Here is a 19,720-nt window from a genome sequence, read left to right on the forward strand (position 1 = left end):
CCCGCGTTTTTCAAGGAGGAGGAATATCATGACGATCAAGAGACGTGAATTTCTTGCTGCTTCGGCAGCCGCAGCCGGCATCGCCGGTCTGGGCATCAGGCCTTCTTTCGCACAGGCCGAACCGGCCTATAAGCCGGAAAGCGGCGCGAGCCTGCGGCTGCTGCGCTGGACACCCTTCGTGAAAGGCGATGAGGAAGCCTGGCTTGCAAACACCAAGAAATTCACTGAGGCGACCGGTGTCGAGGTGCGCATCGACAAGGAGAGCTGGGAGGACATTCGCCCAAAAGCTGCGGTTGCGGCCAATGTCGGTTCCGGTCCGGATCTCATCATGTGCTGGTTCGATGATGCTCATCAGTATCCGGACAAGCTGGTCGACCTGACCGAGCTCGCCAACTATCTCGGCAACAAATATGGCGGCTGGTACGATGGCGTCAAAGGTTATGCCTCGCGCGGAGATACATTCATCGCCATGCCGTTGACGGCGATCGGCAATGCCGTGGTCTATCGCGACAGTCATGTGAAGGCGGCGGGCTTCAGCGAATTCCCCAAGGATACCGCAGGCTTCCTTGAGCTTTGCAAGGCGATGAAGGCTAAGGGCACGCCCGCCGGCTTCCCGCACGGCAAGGCCGTCGGCGACGGAAACAACTATGCCCATTGGCTGCTCTGGAGCCACGGCGGCAAGATGGTCGACGAAGGCGGCAAGGTGACGATCAACAGCCCGGAAACGCTGGCTTCGATCAATTATGCCAAGGAGCTCTATGCGACCTTCATTCCGGGCACGGAAAGCTGGCAGGACGTCAACAACAACCGCGCCTTCCTCGCCGGCCAGGTTTCGCTGATCGCCAACGGTGTGTCGGTCTACTACACCGCAAAGAGCGATCCCAAGCTTGCAGAAATCACCAAGGACATTCGCACGACGAACTTCCCGATCGGCCCGGTCGGCCAGAGCGTCGAGCTTTACCAGACAAGTTCGCTGCTTCTCTTCAAGCACAGCAAATATCCTGAAGCAGCAAAGGCTTACATCAAGTTCATGATGGAAGCCGATCAGATGAATGCCTGGATCCAGGGCTCCAGCGCCTATTGCTGCCAGCCGCTCAAGGAATTCGCCAAGAACCCGATCTGGACTGCTGATCCGATCCATGCGCCTTACGCGCGCGCCTCGGAAAAGCTGCGCCCGAACGGCTATGCCGGCCCGCTCGGCTATGCCTCGGCCGCGACCATGGCCGACTACGTGCTGGTCGACATGTATGCCGCGGCCGTCACCGGCCAGAGGTCGCCAGAGGATGCAATGAAGGAGGCCGAGCGCCGGGCGAACCGCTACTATCGCGTCTGATCCTATTTTTCCAAGACTTGCGGCATGCCGGAAACGACGTGCCGCAAGTCTCTAGGGCATATCGCAATCTGGAGATAAGCAATGTCGACGGTGAATTCCGGGGATACGCGCGGACCGACATCCTCGCTCCTGCAGAACAACAACGTGCTCGGCTTCCTGTTCATGCTGCCGGCGGCGGTCTTCCTGGTCTGCTTCCTGACCTATCCGCTGGGGCTCGGCGTCTGGCTCGGCTTCACCGATACGCGCATCGGCCGCGACGGTATCTTCATCGGGTTGGAGAACTACCAATACCTGATGGAGGATGACGTCTTCTGGCTGTCGGTCTTCAACACCGTCCTCTACACCTTCGTCGCTTCGATACTGAAATTCGTGCTTGGTCTCTGGCTGGCGCTGCTTCTGAACCAACATTTGCCGTTCAAGAGCTTCTTCCGGGCGATCGTGCTTCTGCCCTGGGTCGTGCCGACCGTTTTGTCCGGCCTGGCCTTCTGGTGGATCTACGATTCCCAGTTTTCGATCATTTCCTGGTCGCTGATGGAGCTTGGTCTCATCGACGCGCCGATCAACTTCCTCGGTGATCCCACAAATGCGCGCATTTCAGTCATTATCGCCAATGTCTGGCGCGGCATTCCCTTCGTGGCGATCTCGCTGCTTGCCGGCCTGCAGACCATTCCGGTCTCGCTGCAGGAGGCAGCGTCGCTTGACGGGGCGACCAGCTGGCAGCGCTTCCGCTATGTGACGCTGCCGATGCTGACGCCGATTATCGCCGTCGTGATGACATTCTCAGTGCTCTTCACCTTCACGGATTTCCAGCTCATCTACGTGCTGACCAAGGGCGGGCCGGTCAACGCCACGCATCTGATGGCAACATTGTCCTTTCAGCGCGGAATTCCCGGCGGCCAGCTCGGCGAGGGTGCCGCGATCGCAGTCGCGATGATCCCCTTCCTGCTCGGCGCGATCATGTTCAGCTTCTTTGGCCTGCAGCGCCGCAAATGGCAGCAGGGCGGACAGGATTAGGGAAATTCCAGCAAAAGCGTGCAGCGGTCTTGCGTCGGAATTGCGTGAAAACAAAGAGACAGGGCATTTCCATGGTTTGAAGAAACGGAAATGCTCTAGGGAGGAAGATATGTCGACCAATTCCAACACCGCCAATGTCGTCCTGACCGACAATGCCGAAGGTATGAGCTACCTGAACCGCCTGCCACGGCGGGTGGTGATGCTCTACCTGCCGATGGCGGTTTTCGTCTTCGTGCTGCTCTTCCCATTCTACTGGATGGCGGTCACCGCGGTGAAGCCGAACGAACAACTGACCGACTACAGCAATTACAGCCCGTTCTGGGTGGTCGGGCCGACGCTTGCACATATCAAATATCTGTTCCTCGAAACGTCCTATCCGGGCTGGATGTGGAACACGATCCTCGTCGCAGTCTGCTCGACCTTCCTGTCGCTTGTTGCGTCGGTCTTCGGCGCCTATGCGATCGAGCGCGTCCGCTTCACCGGCTCCCGTTCCGTCGGCCTCGTCATCTTCCTCGCCTATCTCGTGCCGCCATCGATCCTGTTCATTCCGCTTGCCTTCATCGTCTTCAAGCTCGGGATCTATGACTCGCGGCTCGCGCTGATCTTCACCTATCCGACCTTCCTCATTCCCTTCTGCACCTGGCTTCTGATGGGTTACTTCCGCTCGATCCCGTTCGAACTGGAGGAAAGCGCACTGGTGGATGGCGCCAATCGCTGGCAGATCCTGACGAAGATCATCCTGCCATTGGCAGTGCCCGGCCTGATCTCGGCCGGCATCTTCGCCTTCACTCTGTCGTGGAACGAGTTCATCTACGCCCTGACCTTCATCCAGTCGTCGGAGAACAAGACGATCCCCGTTGGCGTGCTGACGGAGTTGGTGCGTGGCGATGTGTTCGAATGGGGATCGCTGATGGCGGGAGCTCTCTTCGGCTCGCTGCCCGTCGTCATCCTCTATTCGTTCTTCGTGGACTATTACGTCTCGTCGATGACAGGCGCCGTCAAGGAATGAAAAAGGGGCAAAAGCTGCCCCTTTTCGCTCCTACCGGTTATTCCTCTTACGCCATTGCGCAAACTTTTCGCGCGGTGCTTCGCTGGTCGCCGGGTAGAGCCCGATGATGGTCGCGCCGCCGAGCACCTCCTCGGTAACGAAATCTTCGTAGGCCGTCATCTCGACGGCCTCGTCGGCGATTTCCTCGGTAAGATGCAGGGGGATGACCACGACGCCCTCATTGTCGCCGACCACGACGTCGCCGGGGAAGACAGGAACATCGCCGCAGCCGATCGGAACATTGATCTCGCCTGATGCAGGGTCAGGTTGGTCGGCGCCGATGGCCGGTGGTGATAGGCGGGAATATCGAGACCGGCGATTTCGGGGCTGTCGCGGAAACCACCGTCGGTAACGACGCCGGCAACGCCGCGCACCTGCAGGCGCGAGACGAGAATCGAGCCGGCGGAGGCAGCACGCGCATCCCGCCGGCTGTCCATGATCAACACGGCGCCCGGCGGGCAGCGCTCGACGGCGGCGCGCTGGGATGTTCCGGATTGCGGAAGACATCAAGCGTGTTCAGGTCTTCGCGCGCCGGGATATAGCGCAGCGTGAAAGCCTGGCCGACCATGTTGGTCTTCTTCTGCGAGAGCGGGCGCACATCCTGGATGAACTGGTTGCGCAGGCCGCGTTTGAAAAGAGCGGCACAAAGGGTTGCGGTCGAAACGCCCTTCAGCTTCTCACGCGTCTGCTGGCTCAAAGTGATGGTCATATCTTGTCCTCCTGAAATCAATAGATATCCGGCTCGCCTGGAGTGGGGCCAAAGCCGGTTTCCAGAAAATCGAAATCGCAGCCCGTATCGCCCTGGGCGATGTGGCGGGCAAACATCCAGCCGTAGCCGCGGCCGAACTTTTCCGCCGGCTTGAGCCAGGCGGCACGGCGGCGGGCCAGTTCCTCATCGTCGACAAGCATGTCGATTCGGCGGGCTTCGAGATCGAGGCGAACGATATCGCCGGTTTTCAACAAAGCGAGCGGGCCGCCGACGGCGCACGTATTGGAGCGGGTACTTCGGCAACAGGAGACGGTGGCCTCGGCGGATGAGTTTGACCAATTCGATTCATTCGACAGGGATTTCCATCGCGTGCTCTTTGAGCGCAGCGGCATTCTGGGCCTCTGGGCAACGGTGCGGCGTCTGAGCGTCCATCTCGACCGGCTGCGCCGCCTCAACCTGCCGATGCCCGGCAAGTTGGAGACGGTGCTTGCCGATCATCGTACGATCATTGAAGCGGTTCGCTCCGGCGAGCCTGAAAGGGCGGTCGCGGCCATGCGCAAGCACCTGTCCGGCACGCTGTCGATCATCGATCTCATCTGCGAACAATATCCCGATTTCGTCCGGCGCTAAGGGCAGCCTCAGGCAAGCAGGCAGCGCAGGAGATGGCCGGAGGCGTCGCTCTGATCCGGATCAGCCATGCGTCGCGTGGTGACGAAGACCGTGCGCGGCATTGTCCGGTTCATCACGAGCTTGGTCGGGTGGGTTACCGGTAGCTCCACCGGCTCAAGCGGCTCACCCGATGGCGCAAAGCGCAGCAACTGCGAGCCGCCGACACCGGCAATCCAGTAGACGCCGTCCTCATCGACGAATGCGCCATCGGGCCGTCCAGCAAAGGCATGCGTGGTCGCAAAGACCCGCCGGTTGGACGGCGTGCCGGTGGCGAGATCGTAGTCGCAGGCCCAGATGGTCTGAACCGAAGGATGGGAATCGGAAAAATACATTCTCTGCCGTATCGGATCGAAGGCCAGGCCATTCGGCGTCCAGAAATCTTCGAAGACCCGGCGGTGGCTAAAATCGGGCTCGATGCAGAAGATCGATCCCGCTGGCGATGCAATCTCTCGCTGCATCGTGCCGGCCCAGAGCCGGCCGGCCGGATCGAGCGTACCATCGTTGAAGCGGACATCCACGCGGCTTTCAGGCGCGCAGACGCGCTTGAACAGGCCTGTTCGCTGATCAAAGAGGAAAATGCCGGTCGCAAGGCCTGCGAGCAACGTGCCATCTGTCCGCAATGCGATGCAGCCGACTGCTTCGGGTGCGTCCCATGTCAAGGTCTTGCCGGTTGCCGAATCGGTGCGAAGCAGCCTGCGGCCATCGGTATCAACCCACCAGATGCAATTTTCATTCTCCGACCAGACCGGGCTCTCGCCGAGATGCGCCCAGTGGTCGGAGAAGACTTCGAATGTGATCGTCATTTCGCCCCAGGCTTGCCTCGCCGTGTCAGCACCAAAAGAAGGGAATTCTGGATCAAAAAAATCGTAATTCTAGCTAAGCTTATTGGAATTCCAGAATCGTATTCTCAAACGCCGACTGCGTAGGACCAATAACTTAGGTAGGTGCCCGCGACCTGCGTTTCCAGTTTCAGCCCTGCGATGACATCCAAACTAATTGAGATTTTATCCAAACGAACGGGATTTTGGCGTGGGCGGCGGACAAGGATCCTCTGGGCCTCGGGGATGAGGTTTGCGCGGCAGCTTTTTACGCGACGGGTGGTAGCGGCTGTCAGGACTGCGGGTGTGGGATCCGCCACGATGAATGGTTGTGTTTTCCCCATCCATGTTCTCGGTAACCAGAAGATCGGTCACCATCAGTCCTTCAAGCGACGACATAATCTTGTCGTCGCTTGTCGCACCAGCAATTCGTCTCAGACTGCCATGTTCGAAGCTGCCGACATCACCTCCCGCGGGGCGGGGCCGCCGAACATATGGCGGCCACCATCCTCGACTTCGGTGAAACACCAACGCACGACGCCATCTCGATCGAGCAGAAATTCGCCGACAAGTTGGCCGTGGCCGGTGGCGATCATCTGCGTGTCGTCCTCGGTGAATTCATAGCCATCCGCCTTGTCGAGATATTCCACCGCCTCCATCACGCCCATGGGCGCCGGAAGCTCGCCCGGCATGTCGATCTGCATCGAGGACACAGTGCTCATGCTGACTTTGTGCGGCCAGTCGTTCTCGTTTTCCGTGAACTGAAGGTTCGGCAGGCCGAAGGCCTTGTGCGATACCCGTTCCGGATCGGAAGCCGCCAGCAGATTGGGAAGCGGGTGGTAGCGGAAATAGAGGCGGGCGCGATCGATCGGCGTGTTGACGACGGTCAGGCTATCGATGCCTTTCTCCTGTAGGGCATCGGTGAGTTCGGCCATAGCGGCGATCTGCCGGCGACAGAAGGGGCAATGCAGTCCGCGGAACAACCCGACGAGCACCGGCTTCTGGCCGCGAAAATCGTCAATAGCGATCTTGCCCTGGCGGGTGATCGCATCCAGCACCACGTTCGGCGCGCGATCTCCTGGCTGCAATGGTTTTGCTACGTGGTTCTCCTGCATCTTTCATTCCTCCCTTTATGCGTTGGATACGATTCTCCTCATCGATCTCCTGCAGTCGTTGCAACGGGGACAGTCAGTCGAGGAACGGCAATACGACGAGCGTGGCTGGATCGAGGTTGTGGCGGATGCATACATCCTGTGCCAGCGTGAAATACCGTTCCGCCTCGTCTATGTCGTCATGGTCGAGGCTGAGTGTCGCCAGACCATCATAGCACGGAAAGAGCAATTGCGGCTCGTCAATTTCCTTCGCAACCTCAAGGGCTTCCTCGTAATACTTACGAGCTAGCTTCGGCTGCCCATGGCACTGATGAATCTGGGCGAGCACAATCAGCGGCACGGAGAGATGATCGCGCTGATCGAGCGCCCGGTCGATTTCGACGGCCTTTTCCGCCGCCGGCACGCCTTCGGCGGCGCAGCGATCGGTGAAAGTGCAGCAGGAGACTGCGAGATTGGCGAGAAGGCGCGCCTGGAAGCCGAGATCGCCGATACGGGTCGCCACCTCTAGTCCGCGCCGGCAGATCCTGATGGCGTTGCCCGGATCGACGATGGTGTAGAGGACACCGAGATTGGAATAGGCGCGACAGGCGGCACTTTGCAGATCGGCCTTTTCGGCGACGGAAAGACTGTGTTCCACTTCCTGCACGGCATCGCGCCGCCGCCCGAGCCGCGCAAGCGCGGCACCCTTGGTGTTCAGCGCCTCCGCCATCGCGCGCGCTGCCTCCCGTCCGGCCTCAGTCGTTCCGTCGATCGGTAGCGTTTGCAGGCGTTGTAGGGCTTGCGTGGCCCACTCGGCGGCAGCGGCCTGATCCCCCATGCGGAAGGCCAGATGACCGCGCTCCTGTAGAAGATGCGCATGTTCGACCGGCGCATCGATCGCCGCGATCAGTGCTTCAGCCTCGGCGCAATGTGTTTCCGCTTGATCGCGGCGCCCGGCATCGAGATGCAGGCGGCCGATCTTTCGCAGTATCCTAGCTGCGGCGATGGGGTCGTCCTTGGAGCGATGGATCGCAAGCGCGCATTGGTAATGGTTCAACGCAGCGTCGCGCAGACCGGCCGGGCCGCAGAGATCGGCAAGGCGCTCCAGGAGTGCCGGTTGCTCCGGCGTCACCTCCGCTTCGTTTGCGAAGGCAGCAAGCGCCTGGCGGTAAAGGCGCATCGCATCGTCATTGGCGTAGGTCTTGCGCGCCAGATCGCCCGCCGCCATCAGATAGGCTGCTCCCTTGGCTCTTTCGGTGGTTAGGCTGAAGTGGTGGCCGAGCAGCGCCAGATGCTCGGGCCGGTCGGGAGAGGCGCCATATTGGCGTTCCAGAAACTGGCCGATCCGTCGATGAAGCTCCATGCGTCTTTGCAGCAGGAGATTATGGTAGATGACGTCATGCATCAGCGTCTGGCTGAATCGATAGCCCGGCGATACAGCGGCATCGGGGCCGCGCAGTTCCTCGATGATATTGGCGTCGCAGAGGTAATCCAATGCAGCATCGATGCCGGCCGGATCGGTGGCGACGGTGCGCAGGAGCGCGGTATCGAACTTCGGTCCCACCACCGCCGCCTCTTGCGCCGACCGCCTTATCTCCTGCGGCAGACGATCGACGCGGGCAAGCAGCAGCGCTTGCAGATTGACCGGGATATCGACATCCGTGTCTTCGGCCGCAACATGCCAGTGCTGACCGTCATGATGCAACGTGCCAATGTCGATCAGTCCCCGAAGGATTTCCTCGATGAAAAGCGGATTTCCGCTGGCCCGCTCAAGGATGCGCTTTCGCATCGAGACCGGCAGCTTTCCGTGAGCCTCGCCGAAAAACGCGGCAAGCAGCTTCTGCCCGTCGGCTGCCGTGAGCGGACCAAGGCGTTGCACGGTGACGCTGACACGATGGGAATTCAGCGGGTCGGTCTGCGATGTCGGCCGGTAGATCGCAAGCAGCATCAGCCGGCTGCGCTCCAGCCGGTCCATCATGAAGCGAAGCACTTCCAGCGAGGCGGCGTCCGCCCAATGCAGATCCTCGATAACGAGCAGCAGCGGACCCTGTCCCAGCCGCCGCTCGAAGACGGTGCGGACCGCATAGAAGATCTGCCGCCGCAACTGCTCCGGCTCGATATGCCGCAACGCGCCGTCGGGGTCACCGAGGCCGAGGACATGCAGGAAGAGCGGCAAAAGCCCCTCGACTTCCTCCTGCGTGAAATCCAACGCGCGAAACCCCGTCGACAGCAGTTGCCGCGTCCTGTCGGGATCATCCCGCTCGCCGACGCTGTAGGCGCTCCGCACCACGGCGGCAAGCGTACCATAGGATTGTTCGCCGAGGGGAGAGCAAGTGGCTTTGCGAATGGCGAGGCCCGGGAAACGGCCGGCATTGCCGGCGATTGTCACGAATTCATTCGCCAGGCGTGATTTGCCAATGCCCGCTTCGCTGATCAAGCGAACAACCTGTGCCGTGCCGCCGCAGGCAAGATCGAGGCATGTCAGCAACCGCGACAGTTCCGCGTCCCGTCCGATCATCGGCGCTTGCAGGCCGAAACTTTCGAGCCCCCGCGCGGTATGCGGCGCTTCCAGGAGCCCTGTCAGTCGATGGACATGGACGTTACCACTTTTGCCCCGCAGTGTCTGTGCGCCGAGACTATCGAAGGCAAAGGCATGACGGGTGAGGCGATAGGTCAGCGGCCCGACGAGGATGTCGTTTTCGCCGGCCATGGACTGCAGGCGCTGTGCCGTATTCACCGTGTCGCCGGTGACAGAATAGGACTTTGCGCCAACCGCACCGAAACCGCCGGTGACGACAGGTCCGCTATTGATGCCGATATGCAGCCGCAGCGGTACGCGGGCGCGTGAACGCCAGCGCGTGCCGACCTCGGTGGCCCGATCGATCATGTCGAGCGCCGCGTTGAGCGCTCGGATCGGATCGTCCTCATGCGCCACAGGCGCGCCGAACAACGCCAGCAGCGCATCGCCGACGAACTTGTCGACGAAGCCTCCATAAGTTTCAACCGCCCGGGTCATCTCTTCGAACAATTCGTTCTGCAGCGCCCGCATGACTTCGGGGTCGATCTGCTCGCTCAGAGTGGTGAAGCCGCAGAGATCGGCAAAGAGCACGGTCACCGGCCGCCGATCGGCATCGCTGTCTGATTTTTCCGGTACCGCCACCTCGGTACTTGACTTCAGGACGGGCTGCATTTTGCTGGCAAGCGACGCGCCGCAACGGGGGCAGAAGGCGAAATCGGGCTGACATGAGTAGCCGCAGCCAGCACACAAGAGCGGCTGCTTTGCGCCGCATCGCGGACAGAAAGCAAAACCGCTTTGAATGTCGAAACCGCAGCCGGCGCATTCCATCGCACGCGTCTCACGAAGAGCCCACTTTGTTCGGCTGATCAGCCGCTACTGGCGGGCTTCAAAAGCGAAGACAAGCATGAACCTGCTGCCACTTGCCTGCAAGCACTAAACAAGTGGTCGGATTGACGTGTCAGCGTTGAATACCAGGCTGCGAACGGGATCTGAAGCGCACGTCAAACGGCGTCGCCTCGCCCTGACAGAAACTGCCGAAATCGTTCGGATTTCGGCTGCGTGAAAAGCTCGGCAGGCGCGCCGGCTGCTTCGATGACACCCTCGTGAAGAAACCTTATTGGAAACGTCGCGCGCAAACTCCATCTCGTGCGTCACGATCAGCATAATGCGGCCATCGGGACCGTCGACCACCGTCCCCATTTCAGATTTCGCAATAAAATCGAGACTATTGGCGCAATTGTGAGCGCCCCACGCTTGCGGCACTATCAGACCGTCAGACGAACTCACTGTCGCCTGATGCCTCAACGAAGAAGCCGCAGGCAGCCGAAAATGACCCAGACCTTTTCTTCCATGACACGCAGGAGCGCACTCCTTTCCGCCGGTGCCGCCGTCGCAGCCATGGCGATTTCACCGCCTCTCAAAGTGTCGACAAGCTTGCGCTTGCGGGCAGGCCTCAGAGCTTTTTTGACAGCACGTCCTGAAGCATGGCTTTGTCCAGCGACAGGTCGGCCACCATCCGCTTGAGCTTGGCATTCTCCTCCTCGAGCTGCCGCAGACGCCTCATCTCCGAGGGCATCAGCCCTGCGTATTTTTTGCGCCAGTTGTAGAAGGTCGCGTCCGAAATTCCTGCCTTGCGGCAGACTTCACCGATCGGCGTTCCCTCCTCTGCCTACTTCAAAACGAACGCGATCTGCGCTTCTGAAAACTTCGAGGCCTTCATCGAATTCTCCTCTTCTTCCGAACGGGGATCATAAGTGGAAAATCCCAGGTCTGAATGGCCCAATTTGACGGGGGCACGTCATGCTACGCAAAGAGGTTCTAAAGCGCTAATGCATCAGTATATCAATACGACATGCGTCGGTAGGCGGTCACTTGCCGAACCCGGGGTGAACTGAAGAAGGTGAGGCAGTGCTGGCTGGTTGGCAGGTGTGAGGATCGCGACTTGTGGCGAGCGCGGCCCGAAGGCGGAACGCGAAGTCCTAGGGCAGTTGGCCCCGCTTCCCTGCGGACCGCTATCCTGAAGCTCCTGCGGCTGCCCTTGTCACGACCTCGTGTGACGCGAATTCCCGCTTTCCCGCGCGCTTTGCGTGGTGCTATGCTGAAGCCCCGATGGGCTTCACTGCCTCCCGACCGATCGTGCCGGATGGTTTTTCGCGGCTTTGCAAACCATGCCGTTTACCATTTGGTTGCCAAAAAACCATAATTACCCGCCTAGATCGCACATCGACAACAGGCACTAAGAATTGGATCGAAGCTGAATGCGCATACCATACCTTTTTCTTGCTGCATTTCTTGCAGTCGCGCAGTCCGCCTATGCTGAAGTCGCATCACCGCCTGTTTTGGCGCCGCTAAAGCAACAGGCGCAAGCCGCGCAGTTGAGTGCACAACTTCTCACGCGATACAGTTACAGGCCCATTGCACTCGACGATGCCTTGTCGGCCAGAATTATGGATCAGTTTATCAAGTCACTGGATCCGGACCATGTGCTCTTCCTGCAAGCCGACATCGACAGGTTCATGTCTGACCGCAGCGAGATCGACGACGCCATCGAACAGAAGGATTTGAAGATCCCGTTTGCGATCTTCAACGCGTATGAACAGCGTATTGTCGATCGCATGAACTACGCGCGCAATTTGCTTAAGCAGGACTTCGATTTCAGTGTGCAGGAAAATTATTCCGTACTGCGCGACAAAGAGCCCTGGCCGCAGTCGGAAGCCGAGAGCAATGAGCTTTGGCGCAAGCGCGTCAAAAGCGATTGGTTGCCGTTGAAACTCGCCGGCAAAACCGACGCGGCTATTCGCGAAACGCTCGACAAACGCTACGCAAACGCTCTTGAGCGCGCCTACCAGTATAAAAGCGACGACGTTTTCCAGTTGTTCATGGATGCCTATGCGACGTCGATCGATCCGCACACGGACTATTTTGGCGCGAACGCTTCGGCCGACTTCAATATCTCGATGAAGCTTTCACTGTTTGGTATCGGTGCGGTACTGCAGGAGCGCGACGACTACACGACGATCCGCGAGCTCGTGCCTGGCGGTCCGGCCCAGTTGTCCGGCAAGCTCTCGGTCGGAGACCGCATTACCGGCGTCGGTCAAGGCAAGGATGGTGCGATAAAAGAAGTGGTAGGCACGCGCCTTGATGAAGTCGTGCAATTGATACGCGGGAAAAAGGGCTCCGTCGTGCGCTTGGACATCCTGCCGGCGGATGCCGGCGCAGATGGCGCACACCGCGTTGTCAGCCTTGTGCGCGATAAAATCAGTCTCGATAAGCAGGCCGCCAGAAAGACCGTGCTGTCCGTGAACGTGGGCGACGTCACGCGCAAAATCGGGGTGATTACTCTGCCAACATTCTACGAGGATTTTGAGGCTCGGCACAAAGGCGACAAGGACTATAAAAGTGCAAGCCGCGATGTCGCCAAGCTTCTCGATGAACTGAAGCAAGAAAAGGTCGATAGCGTTCTCATTGACGTGCGCAACAATGGCGGCGGTTCATTGGACGAGGCGATTGATTTAACCGGTCTGTTCATCGGCAATGGCCCGGTCGTTCAGCAACGCGGCAGCGATGGTAAGGTTGAGGTCAGAAGCGCTGAGTTTGCAGCACCTGTCTGGACAGGCCCGATGGGTGTCCTGATCAATCGCGGGTCGGCATCGGCTTCAGAGATTTTTGCTGCGGCAATCCAAGATTACGGTCGAGGCGTGATCGTCGGCGAACCCAGTTTCGGGAAGGGGACGGTTCAGACCGTCGTCGACCTTGACCAGATGGTTCGCAACAGCAAACCCGAATTCGGGGAACTGAAAGTGACGATTGCCCAGTTTTTCCGGGTCAACGGCGGTACGACGCAGTTGCGCGGTGTGACGCCTGATATCAGTTTGCCTGGACTTTCCGATCCGACGAGCTTCGGCGAGACCAGTTATGACAATGCCCTGCCGTGGGCGCAGATCAAGCCCGCGAACTACACGCCCGCCGACACGGTTACGAAGTTGCTGCCGACATTGCAAAGCCGCCATGACGGGCGGGTTGCGAGCGATCCGGACTTCCAAGGTCTCGTAAAGGATATTGCCGACCTGAAGGCGCAGCGCGAGAAGGGGATTATCTCTCTCAATGAAGCCGAACGTCGCAAGGAAGCGACCGCTCGAGAAAATCGACGGAAGTCTCGAGCCGAGTTAGGCGATGGCGAAGATCCTGGTGGAGATGATGGCCTGGAGTCAAACGAGCGCAGCCTGAGTGCCGATATTGCCATTGAAAATGCACGCAAGAAAGCAAAAGACGTCTTGCTGAACGAGGCGGCGGCCATTCTTGCCGACGAGGCGGATTTGCAGAAAGGCGTGTTGCGGGCAGCTACGAAACAATCGGGGGATACGGGCAAATAGTCATGCCCGATCAATTTCGTGGTGCTCCGGGTAGTCCAGCCATGACGGCGGCGGTCGATCACCGGCATGAACTATAGCAGGTGATCGAGATTCCGGCCGGCGAAAGGAGTGCTCACCGCCAGTCGCGATCGCGATCCCAGCGCTCGTAGCGCCTGTATTCGCGCCAGCCGCGATGGGGACGATCCCAACCGTAGCTGCGATCCCAACCGTAGTAGCGTCGCGGCGGCGGTGCCCACCGATTGGGTCGGCAAAAGCCGCGCGGGCTCAGGTGATAACCGCGGCCACATGCAAAATCGACGGTTATGATGTTCGAGGCTGCTGGCGCCGTCATGCTGCCGACAGGCGCGGCATTTGCGGCTTCAGCCGTTATTCCGGCTGCGAGAAGGGCTATAGTGACTAGAAGTTTTCGCATCTTCTTTTCTCCGATTGTCGGAGGGATTTAGCGCCTGTCCTGGTGAACCGAGGCTGAAAACGCCGTTCACCCGAGGGACAGCTTTAGCTGCTAGTCGCGCTCCCAGCGATCACGTCGGTCATCGCCGCGTCGATCGTTGTTGCCGGAATTGGACGTTTGCAAATGCTCCAGCACCTGCAGAACTGCGTCGGCGCAGTCCTTCGTGGAGTCCCCGTCGGCGCACCTGAGGTCGATCCTGGTCTGGCCGTTCTCGATGTGGAACCGGGCGCCGCGCTCCCTCGGCTGCGACCGCCAATCAGCGTCCGCTCGCTCTTCGTTCTTGCTTGAAGAATTCGGCGGAGGTGGCGGATTTTCCCTACTGGATTCTGGCGATGCAGGTGGACGCGGCGATGGTTCAGCTGGGGCCTGCGCAAAGGCGCAAGTGGAGACCAATCCAAAGATAGCCGCCGATAGTCCTATGATTTTCTTCATGACGTTACCTCGCTTTTGTGCGGAAGTAACGATGGGTCGAGGCGATAGTTCCTATTGTGGGGCTGCGACTGGTGCGTGACGATGCGGACGACTGTATCGTTCAGTCCGATCTTGTCTGTCGGGAACAGATCGCATGCTGCCGCAAGCACTGTCGCACCTGTCGGCTCGCAGAAAGGTCCTGCCTTGCGGATTGGACCTCGCGCAAGAGAGCGCGTACCACCTTTGTGGTCGATCAATAACTCAATGAAGGCCCTGCAGCCGATTTCGCCGCTCATTCAACAATTCATGTTGAACCAGGTCTCTCGCTTCGTTCGAAAGACCATTCGGCCCGGATAGTCCGAGTTCGGTTAACCTCGCTTCGATCGCCTTGGGAATGCTATCCGCTTCGTGCTGGCAGAGCCGCACAAGCCACTTCCATTCGTCGCTTGTCATGTCCCTTCGCGCGACCATCAACTGCCTCCCAGCCAAGGATAACCGTAATTTTGAGAATACCATAATTCTCGTCGAGAGGCAGCAATGTCAGCCGCTTCACAGTCGAGCCTTCCGGACTCGTCCGATCGCTTGCCTTCCACGCTGACCCTGAGCCTGAGCCGTTGGGTCACCGATCATGACAACACCGTCTTGGGCCCCGATTTCATGAGCCGGAGCCGTCGGCCACCAAGCTCGCAAAGCGTGTGTTCGTCCCTTAAATCGGGTTGCGGAGAATGGGAAGAGTGGGGCGGCTGCAACCTATCCTTGACTCTGATAGCCTGCTATCCGACAGTGCTGCCTGTTAAATCCATGGGGATTCGATGGGCCTCACGAAAGGCTTCACGATTGTCGGCAGGGCCGCAATAGCCGCCATCGTGTCAATGTTCCTTGCGCTCTCGCTTGTCTTGGGCTTCTGGCTGCATTCGAGCTACATGTCCGCTGTCAGGCGTGGAGAAGATCAGGTCACAGCCACGGCCAAGATCGTTGCAGCCAACGCGATCTGGATCAACTCCCTGGCGCGCCAGACCCTTCACCGCATGGATGATGCCTTCGGAACGGCGGAAGCCTTGTCAGACGGGGAGCGCATTCGAAGGTTCAACGCCGCGACGGCCGAATTGCCGACCACGGCAACCGCCTATGTGGTCGCAGCGGACGGGACCTTGTTCTATTCGACCGACCGGGAAAGCAGCCCCGCCGACATCGTCGACCAGACCTTTTTCCGCCGCCTGGCCAATGGTGCTGAGGACCATACGTCGGCGATGACGGTCATGCGCAACACAGATCGCCACGTCTTCCTCTCGGCCGCGCGCATCGAGCGGAACGACAAGTTCGAAGCCGTCGCGATCCTGGCGTTTGATGTCGGGATGCTGCGATCGATCTGGGACGCTGCGTCGCTCGGGCCAAGCTCGACGGTGAGCTTCCTGAGGCGCGATGGAAAGCTGATCGCAAGATATCCCGAGCCGAAAGAAGCTGTCGATCTCGGCAACTACGTCCTGTTTACCGACTATATGCGCAAGGCAACGTCGGGCTCTTATGTGTCTGTCTCACCCGTCGACCAGGTCGAAAGGTTGGTGGCATACCGCATCGTCGAGCGCACACCCTTCGTCGCCATCGCATCGGCCGACACCGCGGCAATCCTCAAGCCTTTCTGGACCGATGTTTCGATTGCCGCGCTGATCGTTCTTCTGGCCCTTTGCGCGGCCGTGGTCGGCGGATTGAAGATCCTGAGGCTGGCGCATGCGGACGCGCGCCACACCGCCGAACTCGCCGAGGCGCTTCGAACCAATCAGGTGCTGATGCGGGAAATTCACCACCGCGTAAAAAACAATCTGCAGACCGTGATGGCGCTCATCCGGCTGCAGGGCTTGCGGCCCGAAACCGTGCGGAGGGTGAACGAGCGGATCGTCGCCATGTCGGCGGTGCACGAACAAATGTACGGCTTCGATCAGTTCAGCAGCGTCACTGCACGGCAGTTCGTCCCAAACCTGGTTCGCACGCTGGTCGGGCTGCATGATCGCGAAATCAAGCTGACCTTCGAGATCGACGACATCAGGATCGATGCGGACAAGGCCACGCCATTTGCATTGCTGTTGAACGAACTTCTGACAAACAGCATGAAATACGCCTTTGTCGGCCGGGCCGACGGACATATCCGCATCAGGCTGCTTCAGCGTCCCGACGGCAAGGTCCTGCTTGAAGTGGCGGACGACGGCGTCGGATATGAGCCGGTTGCAACGGAAACCGGCATGGGAAGCAGGTTGATCAAATCCTTCGTCGGCCAGATGGATGGGACCTACGGTACCGAGCGGGCGCAAGGTACCGTCTTTACCGCTCTATTGTCGATTACCGCACGGTAGCCGCCACACGTCCATGGACCTCAGATCTACGGTGATCCGCTGGCGATCTGGAAGACCTAGGCAAATGACGTTCGTGATTCGCATCGACAGCCGGCTGGCGACGCGGTCTGACGGGTTGAAGCATACCCATTCGGAAGCCGAGTTATGATACCAGCTCTGCTGTCACTGCGTATCTTTAGGGGGAAAGTTCAGTCTCGTCGCAGCTTGGCATTGCAAGTTTCCTACCCTGGATTATTTGATAGGGCTCGAAGAACACATCCGGAGTGTCCGTTGAACAAAACCCGGCCAGCGCTCCTTCTCATTACGGCGTCGCTCATTCCGGTCATCATACTGGCGGCGCTGATGGGAAGGTTCTTCATCAAGGAGCAGCAAGCCGCTCTCGACGATGACATTCGCGGCCGGGCAGCGACGCTGGCCGCTACTCTTCAACGTGAACTCAAGAGCCAGATCCAGTTGCTCTCGATCGTCGCCGACTCTCCCCGCCTCGACCCACCGATCCCCCGCGCGGCTTTTGCCGAGACTGCGCGGCGTCTGCGCGATCGGGTGCCCGAGTGGGAGCAGATCCGCATTTCGAATGAGAAGGGCGAAGTGGTTCTGTCGTTTCCGCCGCTCGATCCGTCGGCTGATACGCACGTTGTGGACATGGAAAGCCACGACGACCTGGTTCGCACAGGTGTCGCCCTGGTCGGCAATATCGCCATCGGGCCGAAAGGCCAGGCGGCCTTTGCGTTGCGCGCCCCGATCCAGAGAAGCGATCGTTTGAAAGCCGTCCTGTCGGTGGTGATCCGTCCAACGATCGTGACCAAACTGCTTTACGCCAATGGACTTCCAGGATCCTGGTCGGCCTGGATCGTCGATGGACGGGACCGTCTGGTGGCATCCACCGGCGCTCCCGCGCTTGCCGGTAATCCGGCCAGCGAATTCGCAACCTTCTCCGGCCAGGACATCGGCGCGGCCACGCTCAAGGACGGGATGGAGCTTCGGGTCGCCGAAGTCGCGCTCGCCGACACGCCCTGGCGGGTGAGGGTTGGCCTGCCGGTCTCCGACTACGAGCGGCTGGCGCGCAGGGCCACCATGCTGCTCGTGACGGCGAGCTGTTTCACGTTCCTGCTGTCAGGCTCGGCTGTATTCCTATTCTATAGGGAGGTGCGCGCCAGAAATCGGGAATGGGAGAGTATGGCCAACTGGCAGCGGATGGATGCGCTTGGAAAGCTGACGGGGCAGGCGGCCCACGATTTCAACAATCTCCTGATGGTTTTCCAGTCCGGGGTGGAGGGCATCAAGAGGCGACGAAATGACGAACAGCGTGTGACGCAGCTTCTGGCGCATATGAGCGATGGAGTCGCTCGGGGAAAGGCGATCACGCAAAGGCTGCTGTCGTTTTCAAGACGCTCAAACCAGGGCGCCTCCCAGGTCGAGCTGGACGTCAGGCTTGCCGAATTGTCTCCGCTGCTGCGCCAAGCCGTCAACGACGCGATCCTGATGGAGATCAGGGTTCCGGAAGATACCTGGCCGGTTCACGTCGATCCTGCGGGGCTTGAAATTGCCCTGATCAACATCCTGACGAATGCGCGCGAAGCCATGACGGCAGGCGGAAAGGTCACCATTTCCGCCCGCAATGTGCTCGACGCCGCCACCGAGGATTCCGGGCTGGAGGGGCCGTTCGTCGCGCTGACGATTTCCGACACCGGGACAGGTGTTGCCCCGGAAAATCTCGCACGGGTGTTCGAGCCGTTCTTTTCTACCAAGAAGAATGGTGGCTCGGGCCTTGGTCTGACGCAGGTCCACAGTTTCGCCACCGGCAGCGGCGGTGCAGTCAAAGTCGCAAGTCTGGCCGGCCACGGCAGCGCCTTTACCTTGCTTCTGCCGCGATCAAACGAGCCGCGGGCGGTGCGTGCGGATACAGCTCCTTCGGCGAACCTTCCCCGTACAATCATGATCGTCGACGACACACCGGCATCGTTGGAATCCGTGCGACTGGCGCTTGACGGCATCGTGCCGACGATCTTCGTCGCCGCAGGTGGACCCGAGGCGATCGAGATCCTGAACCGTCATCCTGAAATCGAGGCGATCGTCAGCGACATCATGATGCCGGGCATGTCAGGCATCGAGCTTGCCGAGGAGATCCGCCGCAGAAATGCGTCTCTGCCCGTCGTGCTGATGACTGGCTATAGCGACAGGCTGGAGGCCGGTACGGAAGTCGGACGTCCGGTCGTCCCGAAACCCTTCAAGGTCGAGGATCTGGCCGCCTGCCTGGAGAAGGCGAAAACCTCGGTGGTCCAATCGGCAAACGTCGTACGTCTGGAAATTCCGACAAAGGGCTGATCAGCCTCGACACCTGTGTGAGACTCATTTTTTCGCGCGACTGCAGCAAACCCACGCCGGTACCGATGCTTCTCTCCATCGGCGGTCACGCTGATATCACCGGCCCTTTCGAACGGAACCCAGGTCAATCTTTGCCGTTTGCCCTTTGCGGAGATGCGACGCTGGAACAAGCGCCAAGTGAGGCGGTCACCGGTCAGGTCGCCTCGTCAGACAATTCGGTTGGAGCATGCGGTGTTATGATTACGAGCGAACAGCTGCGTGCAGCTCGCGCGCTATTGCGGTGGAAGCAGAAGGACCTTGCCGAAGCCGCGCGGGTTTCATTGCCCCTTGATCCAAGAGCTTGAAGCCATGCCAGGGCAGCTGGAGGCAGAGGCGCGAGCAATTGACGCGATCGTCAACGCAGTCCATTCGGCAGATGTTTCGTTTCTCGACGGAAACTATTCGAGCCCGGGCGGACCCGGTGTCCGGTTCAGACAACCGGCCGTGACCAATCTGGATACCATTGAAGACGAAACGATCCAGTACCGGGAATTCTTCGAGAATGATGCACCGCCCGGTGCGGGCGGCTGAGACTACCGGCGCCGAGCATCGCGGACGAAGGTTCGGACAGAA

Annotated in this window: 12 protein-coding genes and 4 pseudogenes; 8 read left to right on the forward strand and 8 right to left on the reverse strand. The window is 59.7% G+C overall.

Annotated elements, in window-relative coordinates; genetic code table 11:
- Positions 1–28: 28 nt before the first annotated feature.
- The 3 genes from ACR9ZQ_RS31825 to ACR9ZQ_RS31835 all read left to right on the forward strand — a co-directional run bounded on the left by ACR9ZQ_RS31825 (position 29) and on the right by ACR9ZQ_RS31835 (position 3,356).
- Positions 29–1,333 carry an ABC transporter substrate-binding protein gene (locus ACR9ZQ_RS31825; RefSeq protein ID WP_310381730.1) on the forward strand — a complete coding sequence of 435 codons (1,305 nt, stop codon included), beginning with the start codon at positions 29–31 and terminating at the stop codon, positions 1,331–1,333.
- A gap of 81 nt (positions 1,334–1,414) precedes the next feature.
- On the forward strand, positions 1,415–2,347 hold the full coding sequence (locus ACR9ZQ_RS31830; protein ID WP_310381732.1) for a carbohydrate ABC transporter permease: 933 nt from the start codon (positions 1,415–1,417) through the stop codon (positions 2,345–2,347).
- A 109-nt stretch (positions 2,348–2,456) separates the two neighbouring features.
- On the forward strand, positions 2,457–3,356 hold the full coding sequence (locus tag ACR9ZQ_RS31835; RefSeq protein ID WP_481429634.1) for a carbohydrate ABC transporter permease: 900 nt from the start codon (positions 2,457–2,459) through the stop codon (positions 3,354–3,356).
- 30 nt (positions 3,357–3,386) lie between these two features.
- Here ACR9ZQ_RS31835 and ACR9ZQ_RS31840 read toward each other — a convergent pair.
- Together ACR9ZQ_RS31840 and ACR9ZQ_RS31845 are read right to left on the reverse strand one after the other, a co-directional pair.
- A pseudogene (locus ACR9ZQ_RS31840) lies at positions 3,387–4,104 on the reverse strand (ribonuclease activity regulator RraA).
- 17 nt (positions 4,105–4,121) lie between these two features.
- Positions 4,122–4,376, reverse strand: a pseudogene (locus ACR9ZQ_RS31845) (dihydroxy-acid dehydratase); the annotation flags it as partial.
- A gap of 40 nt (positions 4,377–4,416) precedes the next feature.
- Between ACR9ZQ_RS31845 and ACR9ZQ_RS31850 the strand changes: the two are divergent.
- On the forward strand, positions 4,417–4,734 hold the full coding sequence (locus ACR9ZQ_RS31850) for an FCD domain-containing protein (RefSeq protein ID WP_481429635.1): 318 nt from the start codon (positions 4,417–4,419) through the stop codon (positions 4,732–4,734).
- A gap of 8 nt (positions 4,735–4,742) precedes the next feature.
- Here ACR9ZQ_RS31850 and ACR9ZQ_RS31855 read toward each other — a convergent pair whose 3' ends face one another.
- The 5 genes and pseudogenes from ACR9ZQ_RS31855 to ACR9ZQ_RS31875 form a co-directional block, all read right to left on the reverse strand.
- The gene (locus tag ACR9ZQ_RS31855; protein ID WP_481429636.1) at positions 4,743–5,576 is read right to left on the reverse strand and encodes an SMP-30/gluconolactonase/LRE family protein; all 834 of its coding nucleotides are present in this window, start codon (positions 5,574–5,576) and stop codon (positions 4,743–4,745) included.
- Between the two features lie 449 nt (positions 5,577–6,025).
- Positions 6,026–6,706 carry a peroxiredoxin-like family protein gene (locus ACR9ZQ_RS31860; protein WP_007822094.1) on the reverse strand — a complete coding sequence of 227 codons (681 nt, stop codon included), beginning with the start codon at positions 6,704–6,706 and terminating at the stop codon, positions 6,026–6,028.
- 73 nt (positions 6,707–6,779) lie between these two features.
- Complete coding sequence (locus tag ACR9ZQ_RS31865) at positions 6,780–10,028, reverse strand: adenylate/guanylate cyclase domain-containing protein (protein WP_481429637.1); 3,249 nt, start codon at positions 10,026–10,028, stop codon at positions 6,780–6,782.
- A gap of 173 nt (positions 10,029–10,201) precedes the next feature.
- Positions 10,202–10,376: pseudogene (locus ACR9ZQ_RS31870) on the reverse strand (histidine/lysine/arginine/ornithine ABC transporter ATP-binding protein); the annotation flags it as partial.
- Positions 10,377–10,618: 242 nt separating this feature from the next.
- A pseudogene (locus ACR9ZQ_RS31875) lies at positions 10,619–10,920 on the reverse strand (transposase); the annotation flags it as partial.
- Positions 10,921–11,458: 538 nt separating this feature from the next.
- On the opposite strand from ACR9ZQ_RS31875, the gene ACR9ZQ_RS31880 reads away from it, so the two are divergent.
- On the forward strand, positions 11,459–13,573 hold the full coding sequence (locus ACR9ZQ_RS31880; protein WP_442206628.1) for a carboxy terminal-processing peptidase: 2,115 nt from the start codon (positions 11,459–11,461) through the stop codon (positions 13,571–13,573).
- A 112-nt stretch (positions 13,574–13,685) separates the two neighbouring features.
- Here the strand turns inward: ACR9ZQ_RS31880 and ACR9ZQ_RS31885 are convergent, their stop codons facing one another.
- Positions 13,686–13,985: a GCG_CRPN prefix-to-repeats domain-containing protein gene (locus tag ACR9ZQ_RS31885; protein WP_481429638.1), complete on the reverse strand. Its 300-nt coding sequence runs from the start codon at positions 13,983–13,985 to the stop codon at positions 13,686–13,688.
- Between the two features lie 1,262 nt (positions 13,986–15,247).
- Here ACR9ZQ_RS31885 and ACR9ZQ_RS31890 point away from each other — a divergent pair.
- The 3 genes from ACR9ZQ_RS31890 to ACR9ZQ_RS31900 all read left to right on the forward strand — a co-directional run bounded on the left by ACR9ZQ_RS31890 (position 15,248) and on the right by ACR9ZQ_RS31900 (position 19,678).
- Entirely contained in the window at positions 15,248–16,783 is a 1,536-nt protein-coding gene (locus ACR9ZQ_RS31890; protein WP_481429639.1) for a sensor histidine kinase, read from the forward strand.
- 270 nt (positions 16,784–17,053) lie between these two features.
- Entirely contained in the window at positions 17,054–19,108 is a 2,055-nt protein-coding gene (locus ACR9ZQ_RS31895; protein ID WP_310381758.1) for an ATP-binding protein, read from the forward strand.
- Positions 19,109–19,405: 297 nt separating this feature from the next.
- Positions 19,406–19,678, forward strand: a complete 273-nt coding sequence (locus ACR9ZQ_RS31900) for a hypothetical protein (protein ID WP_481429640.1) — start codon at positions 19,406–19,408, stop codon at positions 19,676–19,678.
- The last annotated feature ends 42 nt before the right edge of the window (positions 19,679–19,720 follow it).

It is taken from the genome of Rhizobium sp. KNZ14-9A (assembly GCF_056755015.1).